Source organism: Pseudomonas sp. GM102, from assembly GCF_000282555.1.
GTDB lineage: Bacteria > Pseudomonadota > Gammaproteobacteria > Pseudomonadales > Pseudomonadaceae > Aquipseudomonas.
Genome location: NZ_AKJB01000020.1, coordinates 19,944 through 42,467 on the forward strand (window position 1 = coordinate 19,944; position 22,524 = coordinate 42,467).

The following is a 22,524-nucleotide window of genomic DNA, read 5'->3' on the forward strand; positions in this document are numbered from 1 at the left end:
TCGCAGGCAGACCGCGTTATCGTTCTTCGCGGGCAAGCCTCGCTCCTACAGGTCATGCATCAATTTTGAAATGAGGCTAATCCTGTAGGAGCGAGGCTTGCCCGCGAAGGCGTCGGTGCAGACGTTGCAAAAAGTCGGCTTAGCGACCTTTCTTCCAGAGATATCCACCCACCAAAATCCCGACACCACAAATGATCGCCACATAATAGGCCGGCCCCATCGGGCTTTCCTTCAAGAGCAACGTCACCACCATCGGCGTCAGCCCACCGAAAATCGCGTAAGCCAGGTTGTAGGAAAACGACAACCCGCTGAACCGCACCACCGCCGGGAAGGCTTTGACCATCACGTACGGCACCGCACCGATAGTGCCGACCAGCAGACCGGTCAGGGCATACATCGGGAACAGCCAGTCGGGATGGTTGAACAGGCTGTGATAGAACGTCCACGAACTGATCAGCAGCGCGGCGCTACCGAACACGAACACCCGGCCAGCGCCGAAGCGGTCAGCCAATGCACCGGAGGCCACACAGCCCAGGCTCAGGAACACGATCGCCAGGCTGTTGGCCTGCAACGCGGTAGTCGGTGCGAAGTGGTAAACGGTCTGCAACACGGTCGGGGTCATGAGAATGACCACGATGATGCCGGCGGACAGCAGCCAGGTCAGCAGCATGGAAATCAGAATCGCCCCGCGATGGTCACGTAATACGGCACGCAGCGGCACTTCCTCGGCCAGGGCTTTGCGCAATTGCAGCTCGGCGAACACCGGGGTTTCGTGGAGCCAGCGGCGCAGGTAGACCGAGAACAGGCCAAACACGCCGCCCAGCAGGAACGGGATCCGCCAGGCGTAATCCGAGACTTCAATCGGTGTGTAAATGCTGTTGATCGCGGTGGCGACCAATGAGCCCAAAAGAATACCGGCGGTCAGACCGCAGGTCAGCGTGCCGCAGGCATAACCGATGTGCCGCTGCGGCACGTGCTCGGAAACGAACACCCAAGCCCCAGGCACCTCACCGCCAATCGCCGCGCCCTGAATTACCCGCATCAGCAGCAACAGGATCGGCGCCCACATACCTATCTGCGCATAAGTTGGCAGCAAGCCCATGATCAGGGTCGGCACTGCCATCATGAAAATGCTCAAGGTGAACATCTTCTTGCGCCCCAGCAGGTCACCGAAGTGCGCCATGACGATGCCGCCCAGCGGCCGCGCCAGGTAGCCGGCGGCGAAGATGCCGAACGTCTGCATCAGGCGCAGCCACTCGGGCATGTCGGCGGGGAAGAACAGTTTGCCGACCACCGTGGCGAAGAACACAAAGATGATGAAGTCGTAAAACTCCAGCGCGCCGCCCAAGGCAGACAGCGATAACGTCTTATAGTCGTTGCGGGTCAGCGGACGTGTGGATTGGGTAGGCTGCGCGATGCTCGAGGGCGCTGTGGTCATGGCAAGGGCTTCTCTTATAGTCGGATCTGCAACCTCAACAACGCTGGCGGAGGCTTGGGCAGGTTCGGCACGATAGCAAATTGTTCGAAAAAGCACATAGAGGCGCGTATTTGACGGTCGAAATGAGAACCGGACGGTCGTCTCGGAGTCTACCGATCGATATACTCCCAACATTGCAACGGCTTGTAAGGGTTGCTGTGCGAAACCGTCGTTGGCATCCGTCAGCCGATTTCGCAGAGTTTCCCTTTAGGCGCCTTACGAAAAACGTGACGAACGTAGTATGTTCGGGGCTGAATCGTTTTTCTTAGAGACGGCTATTCAACCTGAAGTACCAATGAAGAGTCACGGGTCAGAGGCACCCCCGGCATGATAGAGCTCGAACAAGAAGATCCAATCCCGCAAGGCGACCTGGCCCTGCAAATCACCGCGCTTCCACGCGAAACCAATGGCTTTGGCGATATTTTCGGCGGCTGGCTGGTGGCGCAGATGGATTTGGCCGGTACCGCAATGGCCAGCAAAGTTGCCGGTGGTCGCGTAGCCACCGTTGCGATCGATCGCATGGCGTTCCTGGTGCCGGTAGCGGTGGGTGCTCAGCTCTCCTTCTATACCCAGGCCCTGGAAATCGGCCGCAGCTCGATTCAGATGATGGTCGAAGTCTGGAGCGACGATCCACTGTCCAGCGAATGGCGTAAAGTCACCGAAGCCGTCTTCGTGTTCGTCGCCATCGACGGTAGCGGCCGCACTCGTTCGGTTCCGCCTAGAGCTCGTTAAACCAGAGCGGGTAAAAACGGTGCGTTAAACCCGGCGACCGTTTTGCGGTCCATTGCAGTCATTGTTCCTGATCGAGAGTTGCCCCATGAGCACGCCCAACGTTGAAGCCGTGAAACTGGATGAACTGAACTGCTGGCGCATCCGCCACGGTCAGGCCGAATTGCTGGTAGCCCAGCAAGGCGCGCACATCCTCAGTTATCAACTGGCTGGCGAGCCGCCGCTGATCTGGCTCAACGACGAGGCGGTGTTCAAAGCTGGCAAAAGCATCCGCGCCGGCGTGCCGGTGTGCTGGCCGTGGTTCGGCAACCTGTCGCGCAACCCGCAGAGTGTCCAGGCCATGCGCGTCAGCCAGGAACCGCCGACCGCCCACGGGCTGGTGCGAGCGATGGACTGGGAACTGGGTAGCATCGAAACCGAGGGCGAAAGCCTGAAAGTGGAATTCGTCCTGCCCTACCCCGAAGGCGGCTTGCCAGGCTGGCCGCATCAGGTGGGATTGAGGCTGGGCATTCGTCTGGATGAGCAGTTGCACATCAGCCTGACCAGCGAGAACAAGGGCGCCGAACACGTCTCCATCAGCCAGGCATTGCACAGCTATTTCGCGGTCAGCGATGTGCGCAACGTGCATGTCGAAGGGGTGGATGGCTTGAGCTATATCGAAACCCTGGACGACTGGAAAACCGTCACCCAGACCGGTGATCTGCATTTTACCGGCGAGACTGACCGCATCTATCTCAATACCCCGCCGAAGCTGAGCATTGTTGACCCACACTGGGAACGACGCATTGAACTGACCAGCAGCGGTTCGCGCTCGGCGGTAATCTGGAACCCCTGGATCGACCGCGCCGCGGCATTCAGCGACATGGCCGACGATGGCTGGCAGCGCATGCTGTGCATTGAAACGGCGAATGTGATGGGTGATGTGGTGACACTGGCACCGGGGGCAAGTCATACCTTGGGCGTCAGCATCGGCGCAAAACCGCTCTAAGCCATACCGCAATGAAATGTGGGAGCCAGCCTGCTGGCGATGGCGTCGTGTCAGTCAACTTGAAAGTATCTGACGGACCGCTATCGCCAGCAGGCTGGCTCCCACAGTTATTCGGTGGCTGCTAGAGATCAGACTCCTGCACCACCCGCACCTGCGCCGCGTCCAGCGCATACGCCGCATCCGCCAGGTCGTTGTTGACCTTCTCGATCTTCAACGTGCCCGTCACCCACAGCGGCGTGTAGATATCGTTCAGCTTCAAGCCTTTTGGATAACGCACCAGCACCAACTGGTTTGGTGGCGGTGGCGGCACGTGGATGCAAGCGCCCGGGTACGGCACAAGGAAGAACAGCGTGCTGTGGCCCTTGGCGTCGGATTCCAGCGGCACCGGATAACCGCCAATGCGGATGTGCTTGTCGTTCATCGACGGCACGGTTTTGGTCGAGTACATCACCGCCGGCAAGCCCTTGCTCTGCTTCATGCCACCCTTTTGGGTAAAGGTGCCGTTGGCTTCCGGGGAGTTGTGGTCGATTTCGGGCATGGCCTCGAGGGCTTTCTGGTCCGACTTGGGCATCAGTTCGAGCCAGTCGGTTTCCGGCAGTTCGCCGGCATGGGCCAAGCCACTGCCCAGGAAGAGAAGAGTCAACAGAAGACGGCGCATGAAAGTGCTCGGCAAAGGATAGGACAATGTGACGATGGCAGCGCCGAGCATTCTAGCCCTCTCCGGTCATGGCGCAGAGAGGGCTTTGTCACTTCAATCAGGTTCTTTTTTTGATCAGACCGTAGATCACCAGCAATACCACCGCGCCCACCAGCGCACCGATGAAACCTGCGCCTTCGCCAGCGCGGTAAATGCCCAAGGCCTGGCCGCCGTAAGTGGCCGCCAGCGAACCGCCGATACCGAGCAGGATGGTCATGATCCAGCCCATGCTGTCATCGCCCGGTTTCAGAAACCGAGCCAGCAGGCCGACGATCAAGCCAATAAAGATGGTTCCGATAATTCCCATGGCATTTCCCTCTGATTAATTGGCTATAGCCTAGACAGACTTTGGCATCCTGCCATCAGAGAACGGCGGCCCCTGAAGGTTCCGCCGTTGCCACATGAAACTATTCGGCGATCAGCGCTTCGACCTTGAGGATCTGCGCAGCCAACGTCTCACGGTCTGCACAGCGCAGACTCGCGTGACCGACTTTGCGGCCGACCTTGAAAGCCTTGCCGTAGTGATGCAAATGACAGTCGTCGATCGCGATCACTTTTTCTACTGGCGGCACGACACCGATGAAGTTGAGCATCGCGCTCTCGCCGACCTTGGCCGTCGAACCCAGCGGCAGACCAGCGACGGCCCGCAGGTGGTTTTCGAACTGGCTGCACTCGGCGCCTTCGGTGGTCCAGTGTCCGGAGTTGTGCACACGCGGGGCGATTTCGTTGGCCTTGAGGCCGCCGTCGACTTCGAAGAACTCGAACGCCATCACGCCGACGTACTCCAGCTGCTTGAGCACCCGGCTGGAGTAATCTTCAGCCAACGCTTGCAGCGGGTGATCGGTGCTGGCCACGGACAGCTTGAGAATGCCGCTGTCGTGGGTGTTGTGAACCAGTGGATAGAACCTGGTCTCACCATCGCGGGCGCGCACGGCGATCAGCGAGACTTCGCCAGTGAACGGCACGAAGCCTTCCAGCAGGCAGGCAACGCTGCCCAGCTCAGCGAAAGTGCCGACCACGTCTTCAGGCTTGCGCAGGACTTTCTGGCCCTTGCCGTCGTAACCCAGGGTGCGGGTTTTCAGCACGGCCGGCAGACCGATCGAAGCCACGGCGGCGTCCAGGTCGGCTTGCGACTGGATGTCTGCGAACGCGGGGGTAGGAATCCCCAGGTCCTTGAACATGCTCTTTTCGAACCAGCGATCACGAGCGATGCGCAGGGCTTCGGCGCTCGGGTACACCGGGACGAATTGCGACAGGAATGCCACGGTTTCGGCCGGGACGCTTTCGAACTCGAAGGTTACCAGGTCGACTTCATCGGCCAGTTGACGCAGGTGATCCTGATCGCCGTAATCGGCCCGCAGATGTTCACCCAACGCGGCTGCGCAAGCATCCGGCGCCGGGTCCAGGAAAGCGAAGTTCATGCCCAGCGGAGTGCCCGCCAGCGCCAACATGCGACCCAACTGGCCGCCACCGATTACACCGATTTTCATCGTCAACAACCTCAGGCGATGCGTGGGTCTGGATTGTCCAGGACGCTGTCTGTCTGCTCAGCGCGGAATTTCTTCAACACGGTATGAAATTGCGGATGCTTGGCGCCCAGGATGCTCGCCGAGAGCAGCGCTGCGTTGATCGCGCCAGCTTTGCCGATGGCCAGGGTGGCGACCGGAATGCCCGCGGGCATCTGCACGATAGACAGCAGCGAATCGACGCCCGAGAGCATCGAAGACTGCACCGGTACGCCCAGCACCGGCAGGTGGGTCTTGGCCGCACACATGCCTGGCAGGTGGGCCGCGCCACCGGCACCGGCGATGATCACCTCGATGCCACGGGCCTCAGCCTCTTCGGCGTACTGGAACAGCAGGTCCGGGGTGCGGTGGGCAGAGACCACTTTCACCTCGTAAGGGATGCCGAGCTTTTCCAGCATATCGGCGGTGTGGCTAAGGGTGGACCAATCGGACTTGGAGCCCATGATCACGCCAACCAGTGCGCTCATCGTCGTGCCTCTTCTCTCTGGGCGCCCGCAGGCGCGTCAAAAAACAACAAGCCACGCAGAATGCGTGGCTTGATTGTACGAATTAAGGCCAGGTAAAACCGGCCGAAGGCCGCGCAGTATACCTCAAAGAAGCAGATAAACAGCCCCCGATACGACCATCTGTCATACGGCGCAAAGTGCCGGTTTTATTGACCCGCAGGTCAATCAAATCCACCACAAATCCCTGTGGGAGCTGGCTTGCCTGCGATGAGGCCGGCATAGCAAACAATGATGTTGCCTGAAACGCCGCAATCGCGGGCAAGCCCGCTCCCACAGGGTTTTCATTGTTCTCAGGAACCCGTTGTGCCTTGGGCCGTGCCGCCCTCCAGTTTGCGCCACAACAACCGCACATTGGCCTTGCGCACCAGTGCGCAGCGATACAGACGAATCTCCAGTGGCACATGCCATTGCGGACCGCCGCAGACCACCAACTCACCGCGAGCCAGTTCGGCGCGCACGCTCAGTTGCGGTACCCAGGCGATGCCCAGGCCTTCCAGCGCCATGCTTTTCAGGCTGTCGGCCATGGCGGTTTCGTAAATAGTGGTGAATCGCAGCGCCCGCTGGCGCAACAGCATGTTCACCGAACGCCCAAGAAACGCACCGGCGCTGTAGGCCAATAGCGGCACACTGGCCTCGCCTTCCAGGTCGAACAACGGTTTGCCATCGGCATCGGCGGCGCAGACCGGAAGCATTTCGGTATCCCCCAGGTGCAGCGACGGGAAAATCTCCGGGTCCATTTGCATGGCCGCATCCGGGTCGTAAAACGCCAGCATCAGATCGCAGCCGCCTTCGCGCAACGCGTGCACCGCATCGCCGACGTTGGTCGCCACCAGTCGCGTGGCGATGTTCAGCCCTTCGTTGCGCAATTGTGCGATCCAGCGCGGGAAGAAACCCAGCGCCAGGGAATGAGCGGCGGCAACCTGCATCACCTCGCCCTGCCCGCCTTCCAGGTGATGAAGATGACGCAGTACTTCGCCCAGCTGTTCGACCACGGTTCGCGCGGTGACGAGAAACAGCTGCCCCGCCGCCGTCAACTCGACCGGCGTACGGGAGCGATTGACCAAGGTTAGCCCCAGCGCAGCTTCAAGGCTGCGGATCCGCCGGCTGAATGCAGGCTGGGTCACGAAGCGGCGCTCAGCCGCCTGGGAGAAGCTGCGGGTGGCGGCCAGAGCACTGAAGTCCTCGAGCCATTTGCTTTCCAGATTCATCACGCCCTCCCGGACACGCACCAATTTAGGTCACACGTTCGCCGCGCACGCGGCGTCACATGGGCATTATGCCGAATGTGCATAGGCTAGTGTTTAACAGCATTGGCTCAAAACTCTTCACAAGCCTAGCATTTGCAGTGTTCCGGCATAGACCGGGTCCATATCGAGATGATTTCTATCATGTCCTCCGCTGCATCTTTCCGCACAGAAAAAGACCTGCTTGGCGTACTCGAAGTACCTGCTCAAGCGTATTACGGTATCCAAACCCTGCGAGCGGTGAACAACTTCCGTCTCTCCGGTGTTCCGATTTCGCATTACCCGAAACTGGTTGTCGGTCTGGCGATGGTCAAACAGGCCGCCGCTGACGCCAACCGCGAGCTGGGTCACCTGAGCGAAGCCAAGCACGCTGCCATCAGCGAAGCCTGTGCCCGATTGATCCGCGGCGATTTCCACGAAGAATTCGTGGTGGACATGATTCAAGGCGGCGCTGGCACTTCGACCAACATGAATGCCAACGAAGTCATCGCCAACATCGCGCTGGAGGCCATGGGCCACAGCAAAGGCGAATACCAATACCTGCACCCGAACAACGACGTGAACATGGCGCAGTCGACCAACGACGCCTACCCGACCGCGATCCGCCTGGGTCTGCTGCTGGGTCACGACGCATTGCTGGCCAGCCTCGACAGCCTGATCCAGTCGTTCGCCGCCAAAGGTGAAGAATTCAGCCACGTTCTGAAGATGGGTCGTACCCAACTGCAAGACGCCGTGCCGATGACCCTGGGCCAGGAATTCCGCGCCTTCGCCACCACCCTGAGCGAAGACTTGGCGCGTCTGAAGACCCTGGCACCTGAGCTGCTGACCGAAGTGAACCTGGGCGGCACCGCGATTGGTACTGGCATCAACGCCGACCCGCGTTACCAGGCCCTGGCCGTTCAGCGCCTGGCAACTATCAGCGGTCAACCGCTGGTACCGGCCGCCGACCTGATCGAAGCCACCTCCGACATGGGCGCCTTCGTGCTGTTCTCCGGCATGCTCAAGCGCACCGCGGTCAAGCTGTCGAAGATCTGCAACGACCTGCGTCTGCTGTCCAGCGGCCCACGCACCGGCATCAACGAAATCAACCTGCCAGCGCGTCAGCCAGGCAGCTCGATCATGCCAGGCAAGGTCAACCCGGTAATTCCGGAAGCCGTTAACCAGGTTGCGTTCCAGATCATCGGCAACGACCTGGCCCTGACCATCGCGGCCGAAGGCGGCCAGTTGCAACTGAACGTGATGGAGCCGCTGATCGCTTTCAAGATCTTCGACTCGATCCGCCTGCTGCAGCGCGCCATGGACATGCTGCGCGAGCACTGCATCGTCGGCATCACCGCCAACGAAGAGCGCTGCCGTGAACTGGTCGAACACTCGATCGGCCTGGTCACCGCACTGAACCCGTACATCGGCTATGAAAACGCCACCCGTATTGCCCGTGTCGCCCTTGAAAGCGGCCGCGGTGTGCTGGAACTGGTGCGTGAAGAAGGCTTGCTCGACGAAGAAATGCTCGCCGACATCCTGCGCCCGGAAAACATGATTGCTCCGCGTCTGGTGCCTTTGAAGGCTTAACCAAACGCTGGCTCTTTTGAAGAGCACGCTCACCAGGTCGAGGGACTAGACACCTCTCACCTTTTGAGGGCTTGGGGATTTACTCCCTCAAGCCCTTTTTTTTAACTCTTTGGCAGCCACAACAGAATGTCTGGAAGCTGAAAAATGTGGGAGCGGGTTTGCTCGCGAAGGCGGTGCGTCAGTCACCCTGAGTGGTGGATATCAGACCGCATTCGCGAGCAATCCCGCTCCCACAAAAGAGCAGCTTCTACATAAGCCCGACGCCGGTAACGTCGGGTGTTTCAAAGCTTCGTTTCGTCGCTTGCACCACAACCGTGCAGACGGATGGCACTCTCCTATGTATAGTGCCGGCCCTCTTCGCGTGAGCGGTCGTCGGTAACGAGGCCCAAACCCATGCGAACCCGAACTAATAACAAACCCGCGAAATGGAACCGGGACGAACCTTCGCCTAACCTGTTGTGCCGAGCACAATCGGGTGTAACGCGATGTGTCAACCACCCAGCATTCGCACACACAAAAAATAGCGAGGAATAATCCATGCTCGAAGTCATCAACGACTTCCTCTCAGGGAAAGTACTGATCGTGCTCATTGTCGGGCTCGGTAGCTACTTCACGATCCGCTCGCGTTTCGTCCAGTTCCGTCATTTCTTCCACATGTTCGCGGTGTTCCGTGACAGCCTGCGCAGCAGCGCCGGTCAACTCAGCTCGTTCCAGGCCCTGATGCTCAGCCTCGCCGGCCGCGTCGGTGCGGGTAACATCGCCGGTGTCGGCATCGCCGTGACCCTTGGTGGCCCCGGTGCCGTGTTCTGGATGTGGGTGACCGCGCTGGTCGGCATGTCCAGCAGCTTCTTCGAATGCTCCCTCGGCCAGCTCTACAAGCGCTGCGACTCCGAAGGCCAGTTCCGTGGCGGCCCGTCCTTCTACATTCAGCACGGCCTGCAGAAACGCTGGCTGGGCATGATCATGGCGTTCCTGCTGCTGATCACCTTCGGCTTCGCCTTCAATGGCCTGCAAGCCCACGCCGTAACCCACTCGCTGAACAATGCCTTCGGCCTCGACACCACTTACACCGGGCTGGGCCTGGCGGTATTGCTGGGTCTGGTGTTCATCGGCGGCATCAAGCGGATCGCCAAGGTCGCTGACCTGCTGGTACCGGTGAAAACCCTGGTGTACATCGGCGTGACCATCTACGTGATCGTGCTGCAGTTCGATCACGTTCCGGGCATGTTGATGACCATCGTCAAAAGCGCCTTCGGTCTGGACCAGGCGTTCGGCGGCCTGATCGGCAGCGCCATCGTCATGGGCGTGAAGCGCGGCGTGTTCGCCAACGAAGCAGGCCTGGGCAGTGCGCCGAACGTGGCCGCGGTGGCCTCGGTCGAGCACCCGGTCTCGCAAGGCGTGGTTCAAGCGTTCAGCGTGTTCCTCGACACCTTCGTGATCTGCACCTGCACCGCGTTGCTGATCCTGCTGTCGGGCTTCTACACCCCGGGTTTCGAAGGCGACGGCATTGCCCTGACCCAAAACTCCCTGGCTGCCGTGGTCGGTGACTGGGGCCGGATGTTCATCTCCGTAGCCTTGGCGCTGTTCGTATTCACCTCGATTCTCTACAACTACTATCTGGGGGAGAACAACCTGCGCTTCATGATCGGTGAAAACCGCAAGGCGCTGATCGCCTACCGCGCATTGGTACTGGTATTGATCTTCTGGGGTGCCATCGAGAACCTGAGCACGGTGTTCGCCTTCGCTGACATCACCATGACTCTGCTGGCGTTCGTGAACCTGATCGCGCTGTTCCTGCTGTTCAAGGTCGGCATGCGCATCCTGCGTGACTACGATGACCAGCGCGCTGCCGGCATCAAGACCCCGGTGTTCGATTCGAGCAAGTTCCCGGATCTGGACCTGGACCTGAAAGCCTGGCCAGCCAATCCACAAGCCGCCGCTCCTACGGCCGCAGCCGAGCCGCAAGGCGTGACCGCAGCGCAACGCTGATCGGTAAAAAACCGGGCGCACCCTCTGCGCCCGGCGTGACACAGCTTGCGACCGGCGTCATGCTCGGTCGTAGGTTGTGGCAGCTTTTTTGATGCTGCCGTTTTGGTTCGAGCTTGAGACCACGTCGCTGCCATCGCGAGCAGGCTCGCTCCCACATCGTTTTCGGAGAACCTCCATGAATTCCTCGACTTTTCCTGCCGCCCAGCACGTCATGGTGCTCTACACCGGCGGCACCATCGGCATGCAAGCCAGTGCCCACGGCCTGGCGCCGGCGTCCGGTTTCGAAGCGCGGATGCGCGAGTATCTGCACAGCCAACCCGAACTGGTGGTACCGCAGTGGCGCTTTCGCGAGATGTCGCCGCTGATCGACAGCGCCAACATGACGCCCGCCTACTGGCAGCAACTGCGTGAAGCGGTGGTCGACGCCGTTGATGTCCAGGGCTGCGACAGCGTGTTGATCCTGCATGGCACCGATACCCTGGCCTACAGCGCTGCGGCCATGAGCTTTCAGTTGCTCGGCCTGCATGCCCGCGTGGTGTTCACCGGCTCCATGCTGCCGGCCGGCGTGACCGACAGCGATGCCTGGGAAAACCTCAGCGGCGCGCTGGTTGCCCTTGGCCAAGGCCTGGCACCGGGCGTTCATCTGTACTTCCACGGTGAACTGCTCGACCCGACCCGCTGCGCCAAGGTTCGCAGTTTCGGCCGTCATCCGTTCAAACGGCTGGAGCGTCAGGGCGGCGGCGTGAAAGCGACTTCCGTGCCGGCGCAATTGAACTACAACCAGCCTAAACAACTGGCGACGGTCGCAGCGCTCCCCCTGTTCCCCGGCATCGGCGCCGAGCAACTGGATGGCCTGCTCAACAGCGGTATTCAGGGTCTGGTGCTGGAATGTTATGGCAGCGGCACCGGGCCAAGCGACAACCCCGCGTTTCTCGCCAGCCTGGAACGGGCGCAGGACAAAGGTGTGGTGGTGGTCGCGGTTACACAATGCCATGAAGGTGGCGTGCAGCTCGACGTGTACGAGGCGGGCAGCCGCTTGCGTGACGCCGGTGTGTTGTCCGGTGGCGGCATGACTCGCGAGGCGGCGTTTGGCAAGTTGCATGGGCTGCTGGGTGCAGGACTTGAAACCGCTGAAGTTCGACGGCTGGTTGAGCTCGATCTGTGCGGCGAACTAAACAACCGCTTGAGCCAAAACTGAACTAGTTTTGTTGAGCCTTACTTTAGCGATAATGTCATCCTCCCTCTATTTCTTTGAGGGAGGATGATAAAAACTACACCCTATTACTCTTTACTTACACTGAAAATGCCGTCCGTCAGCGTTTTTTTAACCGGAGTCTCAGTGAACTCAGCGCTCAGACTTCCAAAATATAAATCCCCAACACTATCGTGGCTTACTTTTAACTTACTGCCAGACGAAGAATAAATCTCACCGTCCTCCCAGTAAAATATGGATCCATCCGAAGGCCCCACTTCTGTTCCAAGATGATCTTTTAAAAGTATAAAAGATACACCCGTAAAATTCTCCCCAAGTCCGGAACCAAAGTATGCCAATAAGAAGAGTCCAGCATCATCAACCGCCGCAGCAGGAAGGATTTCCTGCACTCCATTTACGTTGACCTTGAGTTCTCCTTTTGCTGCCTTGGCCTTCTTAAGATTGGCTTTATGCTGTAAAATATTCATAAGCGAAGTCCTTATCATTCAATAAAATTACTAGACGGTCGAATATGACCACACTTTATGCTAGTAAAAAAATATACATAGTCAACTAAGAAGTGCAAGATTTTATAATTAATTCATAACTTGTCGATAAAACGATGAATGGCATAGTTTCTTTCGAAAACCTACTATTTTTGATAGTAGCCTCATACTTTATTTCGTATTAATCTGTTCAGACGCAAGTCTCTGCATCCCAGTAATCAATACTTTTTATTCGAAGTTATCTTTAGAAAAAGTTAAAGCGGCATGTAACTTGCTATTTATTCTCCCCCACGCTGGAACCGCTTATGCTCCACTCCCATCTCACCACCCTCAATGCCGTTTCCCTGGTGCTTAACACCTTCAAGGCCGAAGGCCTGTCCAGCGAAGCATTGCTGGCCGGCAGCGGCATCAGCGCGGCGGATCTGAGCCGGGCGGACACGCGCATCACCACCAACCAGGAGATGCTTGTTTGCGCCAATGCCGTCGCGTTACGCCGCGATATCGGCCTGGAACTGGGCCGGCGAATGCACGTTTCGTCCTACGGCATGCTCGGGTACGCCTTACTCACCAGCGCCACTTTAGGTGACGCCTTGCGGTTGGCGCTGCACTATCCGGCGCTATTGGGAACACTGTTCGAGTTGAGCCTGGAGGAAGAGGACGAGCGCATCTGGCTCACCGCGGGCGACTATCGGGAAAACCTGGCGCTGGCGCCGTTCAATGTCGAGTTTTGCCTGGTCTCGATGAAAGTCACCTGCGAAGACTTGCTCGGCCACCCTCTGCCTCTGCTCGGCGCCCGCTTCGAACACCCGGCGCCGGATTATCAGGCGCGCTACGCCGAGCGTTTCGACTGCCCCTTGCAGTTCGATGCTGTGTCCAATGCCTTTGCTTTCGACAAACGCTGGCTCGAACAACCCCTGCCTCTGGCCGACGCCATCACGCACCAGGCCATGGCCGAGCGTTGTCGCAAGCAAAACACCGAATTCACCGGGCGTCAGGCCTGGCTCGGGCGTATCCGCCAACTACTCGCTGCGCAACTGAGCGCGGCGCCGGGCCTGGATGGGCTGGCCAAACAGTTGAACTGCTCGGCGCGCACCCTGCGCCGACATCTGAAGGACCTGGGCTGCAGCTATCAGGAACTGCTCGATGAGTTGCGCTTCGAGCAGGCCAAGCGAATGCTCTGCGAAGATCAACTGCCGATCTATCGGATTGCCGAGGCGTTGGGGTTCAGCGAGACCGCAAGTTTCCGCCATGCATTTGTGCGCTGGAGTGGTGTGGCGCCCAGTCAGTTCAGGCCTTGAGGATGACGGCCTCCTGAATGCCGCCATCGCGAGCAGGCTCGCTCCCACATTGGATCTTCAGCGAACCCCGTATTTGTGTGCGGCGCAAAACTACTGTGGGAGCGAGCCTGCTCGCGATGGCGACTTCAAGTACGCCAAAAGCTTCGCGGGCAAGCCTCGCTCCTACAGGGGACAGGTGCGTCATTCGAGGGCGTCGATGTGCAATTAAGGGGCGAATTTCGGTCAAATCTTTTGGCCATATCGATCCCCTTTTGGCCTTTCCTGCCGTTCTCCCAAACGCCGCCCGCCGCAAGACTGTGTGCAACCGAATCAGCCTGCGGAGAACAAGAATGCTGACGATCTACTCGGACGATCACCACTTGCATCACGGCCGTTGCGAATTGATGGACGGGCAATTGATGCCCTGCTTCGAAATGCCCTCGCGGGCCGACCATGTGTTGGCACGCGTACAGTCCCGCCATCTGGGCCCGGTCGAGGCGCCGCAGGATTTCGGTCTCGGACCGATCGAGCGTATCCACAGCCGCGACTACCTCGACTTCTTCAAAGGGGCCTGGGCGCGCTGGACCGAATTCAATACCGACGGCGACTTGCTGCCCTACACTTGGCCTGCCCGCACCTTACGCCGGATCATGCCCACCAGCCTGCACGGTCAGCTCGGCTATTACAGCTTCGACGGCGGCGCACCGATTACCGCCGGCACATGGCAAGCGGCATATAGCGCAGCGCAAGTTGCCCTCACGGCGCAAGCCGCGATTCAGCGCGGTGCCCGCAGTGCTTTCGCCTTGTGTCGTCCACCGGGGCACCATGCCGCCAGCGACTTGATGGGCGGCTATTGCTACCTCAACAACGCCGCCATCGCCGCTCAGGCATTCCTCGATCAGGGCCACAAAAAGGTCGCGATCCTCGATGTCGATTACCACCACGGCAACGGCACCCAATCGATTTTCTACGAGCGCAGCGACGTGCTGTTCACCTCGATCCACGGCCATCCGGAAGCCGAGTTTCCGTTCTTCCTCGGTTATGAAGAAGAACACGGTGAAGGCCCGGGCGAAGGGTTCAACTTCAACTACCCTTTGCCCGCCGGCTCAGGCTGGGACCGCTGGAGCGCAGCCCTGGAGCAGGCCTGCAAAGAGATTGAAAAGTACGGCGCCGACATCGTCGTCGTATCCCTGGGCGTCGATACGTTCAAGGACGACCCGATCTCCCAGTTCAAACTCGACAGCCCGGATTACCTGGCGATGGGCGCGCGCATCGCGGGTCTCGGCAAGCCGACGCTGTTCGTGATGGAAGGCGGTTACGCGGTAGAAGAAATCGGCATCAATGCCGTGAACGTTCTCGAAGGTTTTGAAAGCGCCCAATGAGGAATTAGAACAAATGAACCGACTCAAGCGTTTTATCGCTCCAGTGTTATGCGCCACCGTATTCAGTGGTGCCGTTCACGCTGAAGAACGGACTTTGCGGGTGTACAACTGGTTCGACTACATCACCCCCAAAGCACTGGAAGATTTCAAGGCTCAGAACACTCAGACCAAACTGGTCTACGACATCTTCGACACCAACGAAGCGCTGGAGGCCAAGCTGCTGACCGGTAACTCCGGCTACGACGTGGTGGTGCCGTCCAATGTGTTCCTCGCCAAGCAGATTGAGGCCGGGGTGTTCCAGCCGCTGGACCGCAGCAAACTGCCGAACTGGAATCATCTCGACCCCAAGCTGATGAAGCTGATCGAAGCCAACGACCCGGGCAACAAGTTCGCCGTGCCATACATGTACGGGACCATCCTGATCGGATTCAACCCGGACAAGGTCAAAGCCGCGCTGGGCGATAACGCACCAGTGGACAGCTGGGACCTGATCTTCAAGGAAGAGAACATCAGCAAACTCAAGCAGTGCGGCGTGGCCCTGCTCGACTCGCCGTCAGAGATCCTGCCGCTGGCCCTGCAACACCTGGGCCTGGACCCCAACAGCAAGAAGCCGGCGGACTACGCCAAGGCTGAAGCGCTGCTGATGAAGATCCGTCCGTACATCACCTACTTCCATTCGTCCAAGTACATGGCCGACATCGCCAACGGTGACATCTGCGTGGCAGTCGGTTACTCCGGCAGCTTCTCCCAGGCCGCCAACCGCGCCAAGGAAGCCAAGAACGGTGTGATCGTCGACATGCGCCTGCCCAAAGAAGGCGCACCGATCTGGTTCGACATGCTGGCGATCCCCAAAGGAGCGAAAAACCCGCAAGACGCCTACACCTTCATTAACTACCTGCTGCAACCCCAGGTCATCGCGCCGGTCAGCGATTTCGTCGGTTACCCGAACCCGAACAAGGACGCCACGGAAATGGTCGACCCGGCGATTCGCAACAACCCGAACCTGTACCCGACCGAAGCGGCGATGAGCACGCTCTATACCCTGCAACCGTTGCCTCGTGATGCCGAACGTGCGCGCACCCGCGCCTGGACCAAGATCAAGTCCGGCACTTGAAACACCGCGCAAACCGAAGACCCGCGCCATCGCGGGTCTTTTTTTGTCTGCGATATTTATCTACCACCTGGCCCGGTTTGCGCCTGGGTACTGTCGGTTCGAGACGGCAATACCTGCCCCCCATCCGCCAACCGGTTCCTGTCCATGACTGAAAACATCCGAACAAACACTTCATCACTGCTGCTGAAAAAAAGTCGCCTGATCGATCAAACCAGCGGCGGCCCTACACTCCATGATGCCGCCGCGCAGCTTCTGCAAAAAGCCTTGAAGAAACGCTTTCCCAAACAAGACATCGACCCCGACAAAGCCATGCTCGCGTCGCCGGTATGGCACCCACACGGAGGGGCTCTGGTCACCCATGGCAATCACTTCGAATCGCTGACCCACGCACTGGCACGTTTAGGCTTCACGAAAACAACAGCCAACTATATCGAAGGCGAACATTTCCTGACCCTGACGTCCCATGCCAGCGACCCCATCCACTTACCGGTCAGCATGGATGCGATCACCAGCCTGCTCAATGAACACGCGCCGTTACTGTTTGTGGCCTTCGAACAAAGCCAGCTGGACTACTGGAATGAAACCGTCGGCCCACTGCCGCGCTGGCAGATTCTGTCCGACACCCTGAAGGAGGCGCTCAACGTTCAGTCGGTCACTGGCTGGGACGCGGATCAGTGCACCCTTGGACGGCTCGTTTCGCTATACCCCGACAAGGCGCTGCGTCAGAGCAGCGGCAGTGGGCTATCGGCTGTTCGCGCCTGCCTGCTCGATCTCGACCTCAACTTCGAGATGGCCGAGAGCAATATCACCCGGCACTTGATACTGCCGGGCGCGCTGGTGCTGACTGCGACCGTTGGTACCCGTGAACTGATCGTGATGTACACCATCACCGGCGGCTACGAATCGTTCAATTCCCTGGAGCAACTGGGCGCAGCCCTCCCCGGGCGAATCGACATCGATCTGAGAGGCCAGAGCCTGAAGTGGCGACTCTACGAACCCGAGGAAAACATTTTCGATGCCATGGTCTGGGCATTGGTGGGCTCTCAGCTCGACGCCATCGATGCACTCGACCCGGTCAGCCGCTCTCCATTGGCCCACACCGCCCCTCGACAAGGCGCGAGTGGCGCTATCAGCGCCAAAGATCGTGCGCATGTGGAACAACTGACAAACGCCATACCCGAGTGGCTATCGACAGGATCGCTTGACGATATTCAAGCCTACGGCCGCTACCTGACCGATCTGGGAACCCTCAGAGGCGAGGCCGACAGTGACGTCTTCAATGTCGAAGACATCCCCCTCATTCATACTTACGCCCAGCAGCAAATGCGCGATGCCATCGTCGCCGACAAAACCGATGAAGGCGCCGCCTTACTGCCACTGAACGATATTCGGATCACCATTACCCACAGCTTCGAAGCCGGTGGCTTTACCCTGCCCGACCCGCGCAACCCCAGCGTCGAAACCCTGGCCGAATTTGCGCTGTGCAATACCCGCCCGTACAGCGCAACGGTGGCCTACGCCGATGGCACAGCTGTACCAGACTGGATGACTGTCACTTTTCTGTTGCGCATGGCCAACGAGGTCAACATCGGCGAAACCTATCCGCAGTTGATCAAGCGCACACTCATCGACGACCCGGTGCAGGCCCTGCGCCACAAGGCCCGCTACTGCCGTCAGCTGCCATTGCTGCTGCCGTTGCTGGCGCTGGAGTACAAGCTCAAGCGTCAGGGTGGTGTCGATGAGCAGGGCTACCGCCAGGTCTGCCAACTGATGGAGTCGATCGAAAACAAATCGCCACCCGCAGAGTGGTCGGTGCAGATTCGCCCGCTGGCGTTCATGCCCCGCTATCGTCTCGGCAGCACGCCGGACACTGTCGCGAACATGTACATCATCGGTCCGCGCGAGGGCTTGAGCGGCCCTTGCCTGCTTTATCAACCCTTGCTGGATCAACCGCTGCGCCAGTTTCCTTCCGAGCAGAACATGCTGTACGCGTTTTACCAGTCGGGCGAACTGCGCGACTCGATTCTGGCCTGGCTGCCCACCAGCGCGTTGAGTTTCGAATACGCCCAGTATGTGTTTTCCAACGGAATACCTTCGCCCTGGACGATTACCGAACTGGCTTTCGAGCCGTTTATCCATCTCGACCTGACCGCTTCCGTCGACCTGGCGAATACCCCCCTGAGCGGCGACATTCTCTCGGCCCTGTTCACCCACAACAGCCAGGCCATGACCAGGCTCGCCGACCGACAATCCACCTCCAACGCCGAGCGTCGCTGGGCGCTGCTGGCCGACAGCGGCTGGGCGGTGTTCAGCGTGGCCACCAATTTTCTCAGCGGCTCGGCGGGCAGCGCAGTCTGGGTCTGGCAAAGCATCAACCAGATCCAGCAGGCGCTGGATGCCCATGAGCGCGGCGACATAATCATCGAGTGGTCCTCGACCGGTGATGTCCTGTTGACTCTGGGCATACTGCTCACGCAACGGGTCGCGACACGGCGCATTCGGCTCTCAAGCCCATTCGGCGAAAACGCCTCGCCAGAACGGCTGCCCATGGATGAGCCTTTGTTCATTACACCCTCCTCTACAAAGCCGCCGACGGTCACACATGACACGACCCCGCTGAGCGCCGAACTGCCCGAGACTCATCTCTCGAGCCTGGCGCCCGTCCCGCCAGGCCGTATCAATGCAGGGGCGCAATTTCTACAACAGATCAATCGATTCCAGGTACCGGCGCCGAATCTGCCGGACGGCGCGCAGCCCAATGCCAATCATCTCCATGAACTGGCGGGAAAGCTGTACGCCAAGGTCGGTGAGCGATGGTTTCAGGTCAGTGCCGAAACGGACGAACCGGTGCTCATCGTTGACCCGAACGATCCGTTGCGGTCCGGCTTTAGTGTGCAGTTCGACGAGGGCGAAGGTCGATGGCACTGGGATCTGAAACTGCGGTTACGCGGCGGCGGCCCGACCGGCCGGATCGCAGCCCTGCAGCGTGAAAAAACCAAAAGAAGGGATGCTGCGTGGGCTGCACTGCGTCAGTTCATTGCACAGGAAGCTACTCGAAAAGCCACTCTGGACGAGGCCTTGAAACGCTTGGAGACCAACGACGTATCGGCCACGATGTCCGACGAAGCCATAGCCACTTACCTCTCAAAGTCCGAGGAGCTGGCCAACGGATATCGCCAGGCACTGGAAGACCTCGAAAAGTGGCGCGAAGCGGGGGGCGCAGGCGTTTTTTATCAGTCTCAGCTGATGCGGTTCACCGTTGAGCAGCATCGTTACCTCAGCGGCTGGCTGAGAATGAAGTTGCGCGAATACGCGCAAATCGTCGTGCCCTTGGTCAGCCCGTCGGAATCTGCGACAGCGATGCCTCGGGCCGTGCAAATGGAAGCTGCACAAAAGGCCATCGCCGTGAGCGATGAAATGATTGACTGCCTCGCTCACCTGCACACCTCATTGAACAGGTTGATGACCAATACCGGCGTTGCCCGCAAGGTCGCCGGCGATCTGAGAAAGTTACTGCCGTCATTCTCCCGCTACGACCTTGAAGCCAATGAAATCGGCCTGTCCACCGAGCTTTGCCTGCGTGAAGTGCCCGACAGCGACATGAGTCAGGTACGTGAGCTTGTCGAACAGATTGTCGACAATGCGGCTGACGCAGGCCATACCCTGACGTCTGCTGACTCCGAGGCAGCGAATGTCGATCAGCTCACCGCCCTCGTCGATCACCTGGCAGACTCCGAACGACGTCTGCAGGAGCTCTCCGTCGCCTGGCCCAATCATTTGGAGCCGGTCCGATTCAAGCGCATTCAGACGCTGGTCGCGGATTTACATCAACTGGCGCGCAACCGTCTGCTCAACTTGCTTCCGGAACCTGAAGACGTACCGGTCACCGCGATGGCCAGGCTTGAGCCGGCGCCCTCCACTTCACGAGCCATCATCAAGGTGAGCAAATCCCGGCCACGGGGAGGTGAGGCGCAAAAGACCCCGTCTACCGAAAAACCGGAGCCTGTCGAAGAAGTCCCCATCGTCAAGGCGGCGACCAGGCGTGCGACGCAACCGCCGGCACTGGACGATGAAGGTATCGTCGCCAACGGGCTTTCTCTGGCCGCTGAACTCAATGCGTTCATTAAACGTCTGCGCACGGACGCACAGCGTCCCTCGCGCATTCCGGCGGACATGAAAGACCTGTTCGATCAACAGGCGACCCGCCTCGAACAAGCCGCCAATGACGTTGATGCGGTATTTGCTCGCAGAAGCGGCGATTTTCCAGTGGGGAGCTTGGGTACCGAACTGCGCGAGGGTGCCGCAAGAGTGCGGCGCGCAGGCATCAGCGTCTACGGCACCATGCTCATGGGGCGCAAACCCAGGGAGGCTTATCTGAAATGGCTGCAGGAACACAGCCAGGTCGAGATCATCAAAGACCAGCGCGGCCGCATCAAGACCAAACAGCGCAAGGACTACTTCCAGGAATACAAAATCGTCGACAAGACACGCCACAACAGACCGTTGTGGGTCGCACACTTTCACTACGACAAATTGACCGATCCGGATGATCAGTTCACGGCGGCCCATCTCAAGTTCGCCGATGAGTACCTGCAAGAACTGCCTGCCAAGACACGTCAGGAACTGAACACGTTTGATGCGGTGGACAACGCGCTGCGCCGGGTCGTCAATCCGTTGGTTCTGGATCTGTTTCTCAAGCCTGAACCGCAAAAGTAGTCAACCGCCCCAGACCTTGCGCAAACGGGCCAGAGCCGCTTCGATCGCTGGCTCTGGTACGGCAGCAAAACCCAACACCAACCCGGCTCGCTGATCCAGCGGCGTCTGCGAGTCGGGCAACCAGTAGCTGCTCAAACCGTTGACCTCGACCCCGACGCTTTCCGCTTGTTCGATCAACTCGCGCTCACGAGCCACGCCGCTCACCGGGACTGTCAGATGCAGCCCCGCAGCCACACTCGGCACGCTTCCAACGCCCTCAATGTTCGTCGGCCAATGAGCCAACAGACAATTGCGTCGACTCAGGGCGGCGCGGCGCATGCGGCGGATATGGCGCTGGAAATGCCCGGTCGCCATGAACTCGGCCATCACCGCTTGGGTGCTCACCTCCGAATGGCGTACATCCACCGCTCGACGTTGGGCGAACGCCTCCACCAGTCCCGGTGGCAGTACCAGATAACCCAGTCGCAACGCTGGAAAAGCGACCTTGCCGAAGGTACCGACATACAGCACTCGCCCATGGCGATCGAGTGCCGCCAACGGCGCCAGCGGTGCGCCGCTGTAACGGTACTCGCCATCGTAATCGTCCTCGATGATCCAGCCCTGGTTGCGCTCGGCCCAGGCGAGCAGGTCCAGACGTCGGGCCAGGCTCATGACCACACCGGTCGGGTACTGATGGGAAGGCGTGACGTAAGCCAGCCGGCAATCGCTCAACTGCGCGAGCGTGTTGCAATCGATTCCCTCCTCGTCCACCGGCACACCATGCAACCGTGCACCGGCTACCGCAAAGGCATGACCGGCGGCGCGATAACCCGGATTTTCGATCCCCACCCCATCACCAGGCTCCACCAGCAACTGTGCACAAAGGCTGATCCCCTGCTGCGCGCCACTGGTGATCACAATTTGCTCAGCCGTGCACTGCATGCCCCTCGAGCTGCGCAAGTAGGCCGCAATCAATCCACGCAATCGTTCATCACCCGCCGGATTGCCATAACACAGTTGCTGCAAATCCGGCTTACGCCAGAAAGCCGCATTTAGCTTGGCCCAGACCTCGAAAGGAAACAGATCGAAGGCTGGAACGCCGACCCGAAATGCCCGAGGCGGACCACTGGGAGGCAAGGCCAGATGGTTCTTTTCAACGCGCCCCAAAGCGCTGCTGTGGATAACTTTACTGGATGAAACCACAGGCAAATCCAGCCAATTTGTGGATAAGGCTGTGGGTAACCCTGTTGAAAACCCTGTGGATATTTTTGTGGATAATTTTTTCACCGGCAACGCGGCTTGAGGCAATTGCGCGACGTAAGTCCCGTCGCCAACACGCCCCTCGATGAAGCCTTCGGCGTAAAGCTGATCGTAGGCCCGGACCACGCTGTTGCGGGAAATCGATAACGCCGCCGCCAGATCGCGACTGGCCGGCAGTCGTGTGCCGCTGGCCAATCGTCCGTCGAGCACTCGCACCCGCAGCGCTTGATAGAGCTGACGACTCAGGCCCTGACGGCGGTCGAGTTCGATACCCGCCGGATTGAACGACGAGGGAAGCGGCGGATTCGGCATGGTAATGGACCTATGAAATTGGTCATTAATGGCTCTTACAACAGACCAATAGCCTGCCTAG

At 59.3% G+C, this 22,524-nt stretch carries 17 protein-coding genes; 9 read left to right on the plus strand and 8 right to left on the minus strand.

Annotation, left to right across the window (positions count from 1 at the left end; all coding sequences use genetic code 11):
* Positions 1-139: 139 nt before the first annotated feature.
* Positions 140-1,438, minus strand: coding sequence for an MFS transporter (locus PMI18_RS23900; protein ID WP_007896488.1), 1,299 nt, complete (start codon positions 1,436-1,438; stop codon positions 140-142).
* Positions 1,439-1,804: 366 nt separating this feature from the next.
* Between PMI18_RS23900 and PMI18_RS23895 the strand changes: the two genes are divergently transcribed.
* Together PMI18_RS23895 and PMI18_RS23890 are read left to right on the plus strand one after the other, a co-directional pair.
* Entirely contained in the window at positions 1,805-2,209 is a 405-nt protein-coding gene (locus PMI18_RS23895) for an acyl-CoA thioesterase (RefSeq protein WP_007896491.1), read from the plus strand.
* 85 nt (positions 2,210-2,294) lie between these two features.
* Positions 2,295-3,194, plus strand: a complete 900-nt coding sequence (locus tag PMI18_RS23890; protein ID WP_007896492.1) for a D-hexose-6-phosphate mutarotase — start codon at positions 2,295-2,297, stop codon at positions 3,192-3,194.
* Positions 3,195-3,315: 121 nt separating this feature from the next.
* Here PMI18_RS23890 and PMI18_RS23885 read toward each other — a convergent pair whose 3' ends face one another.
* The 5 genes from PMI18_RS23885 to PMI18_RS23865 all read right to left on the minus strand — a co-directional run bounded on the left by PMI18_RS23885 (position 3,316) and on the right by PMI18_RS23865 (position 7,131).
* Positions 3,316-3,852, minus strand: a complete 537-nt coding sequence (locus PMI18_RS23885) for a DUF3299 domain-containing protein (RefSeq protein WP_033035947.1) — start codon at positions 3,850-3,852, stop codon at positions 3,316-3,318.
* 97 nt (positions 3,853-3,949) lie between these two features.
* Complete coding sequence (locus tag PMI18_RS23880) at positions 3,950-4,198, minus strand: GlsB/YeaQ/YmgE family stress response membrane protein (RefSeq protein WP_007896499.1); 249 nt, start codon at positions 4,196-4,198, stop codon at positions 3,950-3,952.
* 100 nt (positions 4,199-4,298) lie between these two features.
* Positions 4,299-5,381: a 5-(carboxyamino)imidazole ribonucleotide synthase gene (locus PMI18_RS23875; RefSeq protein WP_007896500.1), complete on the minus strand. Its 1,083-nt coding sequence runs from the start codon at positions 5,379-5,381 to the stop codon at positions 4,299-4,301.
* An 11-nt stretch (positions 5,382-5,392) separates the two neighbouring features.
* Positions 5,393-5,884 carry a 5-(carboxyamino)imidazole ribonucleotide mutase gene (gene purE, locus PMI18_RS23870; RefSeq protein WP_003196369.1) on the minus strand — a complete coding sequence of 164 codons (492 nt, stop codon included), beginning with the start codon at positions 5,882-5,884 and terminating at the stop codon, positions 5,393-5,395.
* A gap of 329 nt (positions 5,885-6,213) precedes the next feature.
* Positions 6,214-7,131, minus strand: a complete 918-nt coding sequence (locus PMI18_RS23865; RefSeq protein WP_007896502.1) for a LysR substrate-binding domain-containing protein — start codon at positions 7,129-7,131, stop codon at positions 6,214-6,216.
* Between the two features lie 180 nt (positions 7,132-7,311).
* Between PMI18_RS23865 and aspA the strand changes: the two genes are divergently transcribed.
* The 3 genes from aspA to PMI18_RS23850 all read left to right on the plus strand — a co-directional run bounded on the left by aspA (position 7,312) and on the right by PMI18_RS23850 (position 11,923).
* Positions 7,312-8,736, plus strand: coding sequence for an aspartate ammonia-lyase (gene aspA, locus PMI18_RS23860; RefSeq protein WP_007896503.1), 1,425 nt, complete (start codon positions 7,312-7,314; stop codon positions 8,734-8,736).
* A gap of 537 nt (positions 8,737-9,273) precedes the next feature.
* Positions 9,274-10,725: an alanine/glycine:cation symporter family protein gene (locus PMI18_RS23855; protein ID WP_007896504.1), complete on the plus strand. Its 1,452-nt coding sequence runs from the start codon at positions 9,274-9,276 to the stop codon at positions 10,723-10,725.
* 175 nt (positions 10,726-10,900) lie between these two features.
* A complete protein-coding gene (locus tag PMI18_RS23850) occupies positions 10,901-11,923 on the plus strand; it encodes an asparaginase (protein ID WP_007896505.1) in 1,023 nt (340 codons plus the stop codon).
* A gap of 83 nt (positions 11,924-12,006) precedes the next feature.
* Here PMI18_RS23850 and PMI18_RS23845 read toward each other — a convergent pair whose 3' ends face one another.
* Positions 12,007-12,405, minus strand: coding sequence for a hypothetical protein (locus PMI18_RS23845; RefSeq protein WP_007896506.1), 399 nt, complete (start codon positions 12,403-12,405; stop codon positions 12,007-12,009).
* 323 nt (positions 12,406-12,728) lie between these two features.
* Between PMI18_RS23845 and PMI18_RS23840 the strand changes: the two genes are divergently transcribed.
* The 4 genes from PMI18_RS23840 to PMI18_RS23825 all read left to right on the plus strand — a co-directional run bounded on the left by PMI18_RS23840 (position 12,729) and on the right by PMI18_RS23825 (position 20,912).
* Positions 12,729-13,721 carry an AraC family transcriptional regulator gene (locus PMI18_RS23840; RefSeq protein ID WP_007896508.1) on the plus strand — a complete coding sequence of 331 codons (993 nt, stop codon included), beginning with the start codon at positions 12,729-12,731 and terminating at the stop codon, positions 13,719-13,721.
* Positions 13,722-14,050: 329 nt separating this feature from the next.
* Positions 14,051-15,082, plus strand: coding sequence for a histone deacetylase family protein (locus tag PMI18_RS23835; RefSeq protein WP_007896509.1), 1,032 nt, complete (start codon positions 14,051-14,053; stop codon positions 15,080-15,082).
* A 13-nt stretch (positions 15,083-15,095) separates the two neighbouring features.
* Complete coding sequence (locus PMI18_RS23830) at positions 15,096-16,196, plus strand: polyamine ABC transporter substrate-binding protein (RefSeq protein ID WP_007896510.1); 1,101 nt, start codon at positions 15,096-15,098, stop codon at positions 16,194-16,196.
* A gap of 144 nt (positions 16,197-16,340) precedes the next feature.
* Positions 16,341-20,912 carry a dermonecrotic toxin domain-containing protein gene (locus PMI18_RS23825; RefSeq protein WP_007896511.1) on the plus strand — a complete coding sequence of 1,524 codons (4,572 nt, stop codon included), beginning with the start codon at positions 16,341-16,343 and terminating at the stop codon, positions 20,910-20,912.
* Here the strand turns inward: PMI18_RS23825 and pdxR are convergent, their stop codons facing one another.
* Positions 20,913-22,463: a MocR-like pyridoxine biosynthesis transcription factor PdxR gene (pdxR, locus tag PMI18_RS23820; RefSeq protein ID WP_007896514.1), complete on the minus strand. Its 1,551-nt coding sequence runs from the start codon at positions 22,461-22,463 to the stop codon at positions 20,913-20,915.
* Positions 22,464-22,524 lie beyond the last annotated feature (61 nt).

Excerpts from the sequence above, each read along its gene's own strand:
- PMI18_RS23900 (WP_007896488.1), bottom strand. The coding sequence starts at position 1,438 with ATGACCACAGCGCCCTCGAGCATCGCGCAGCCTACCCAATCCACACGT.
- PMI18_RS23895 (WP_007896491.1), top strand. The coding sequence starts at position 1,805 with ATGATAGAGCTCGAACAAGAAGATCCAATCCCGCAAGGCGACCTGGCC.
- PMI18_RS23890 (WP_007896492.1), top strand. The coding sequence starts at position 2,295 with ATGAGCACGCCCAACGTTGAAGCCGTGAAACTGGATGAACTGAACTGC.
- PMI18_RS23885 (WP_033035947.1), bottom strand. The coding sequence starts at position 3,852 with ATGCGCCGTCTTCTGTTGACTCTTCTCTTCCTGGGCAGTGGCTTGGCC.
- PMI18_RS23880 (WP_007896499.1), bottom strand. The coding sequence starts at position 4,198 with ATGGGAATTATCGGAACCATCTTTATTGGCTTGATCGTCGGCCTGCTG.
- PMI18_RS23875 (WP_007896500.1), bottom strand. The coding sequence starts at position 5,381 with ATGAAAATCGGTGTAATCGGTGGCGGCCAGTTGGGTCGCATGTTGGCG.
- purE (WP_003196369.1), bottom strand. The coding sequence starts at position 5,884 with ATGAGCGCACTGGTTGGCGTGATCATGGGCTCCAAGTCCGATTGGTCC.
- PMI18_RS23865 (WP_007896502.1), bottom strand. The coding sequence starts at position 7,131 with ATGAATCTGGAAAGCAAATGGCTCGAGGACTTCAGTGCTCTGGCCGCC.
- aspA (WP_007896503.1), top strand. The coding sequence starts at position 7,312 with ATGTCCTCCGCTGCATCTTTCCGCACAGAAAAAGACCTGCTTGGCGTA.
- PMI18_RS23855 (WP_007896504.1), top strand. The coding sequence starts at position 9,274 with ATGCTCGAAGTCATCAACGACTTCCTCTCAGGGAAAGTACTGATCGTG.
- PMI18_RS23850 (WP_007896505.1), top strand. The coding sequence starts at position 10,901 with ATGAATTCCTCGACTTTTCCTGCCGCCCAGCACGTCATGGTGCTCTAC.
- PMI18_RS23845 (WP_007896506.1), bottom strand. The coding sequence starts at position 12,405 with ATGAATATTTTACAGCATAAAGCCAATCTTAAGAAGGCCAAGGCAGCA.
- PMI18_RS23840 (WP_007896508.1), top strand. The coding sequence starts at position 12,729 with ATGCTCCACTCCCATCTCACCACCCTCAATGCCGTTTCCCTGGTGCTT.
- PMI18_RS23835 (WP_007896509.1), top strand. The coding sequence starts at position 14,051 with ATGCTGACGATCTACTCGGACGATCACCACTTGCATCACGGCCGTTGC.
- PMI18_RS23830 (WP_007896510.1), top strand. The coding sequence starts at position 15,096 with ATGAACCGACTCAAGCGTTTTATCGCTCCAGTGTTATGCGCCACCGTA.
- PMI18_RS23825 (WP_007896511.1), top strand. The coding sequence starts at position 16,341 with ATGACTGAAAACATCCGAACAAACACTTCATCACTGCTGCTGAAAAAA.
- pdxR (WP_007896514.1), bottom strand. The coding sequence starts at position 22,463 with ATGCCGAATCCGCCGCTTCCCTCGTCGTTCAATCCGGCGGGTATCGAA.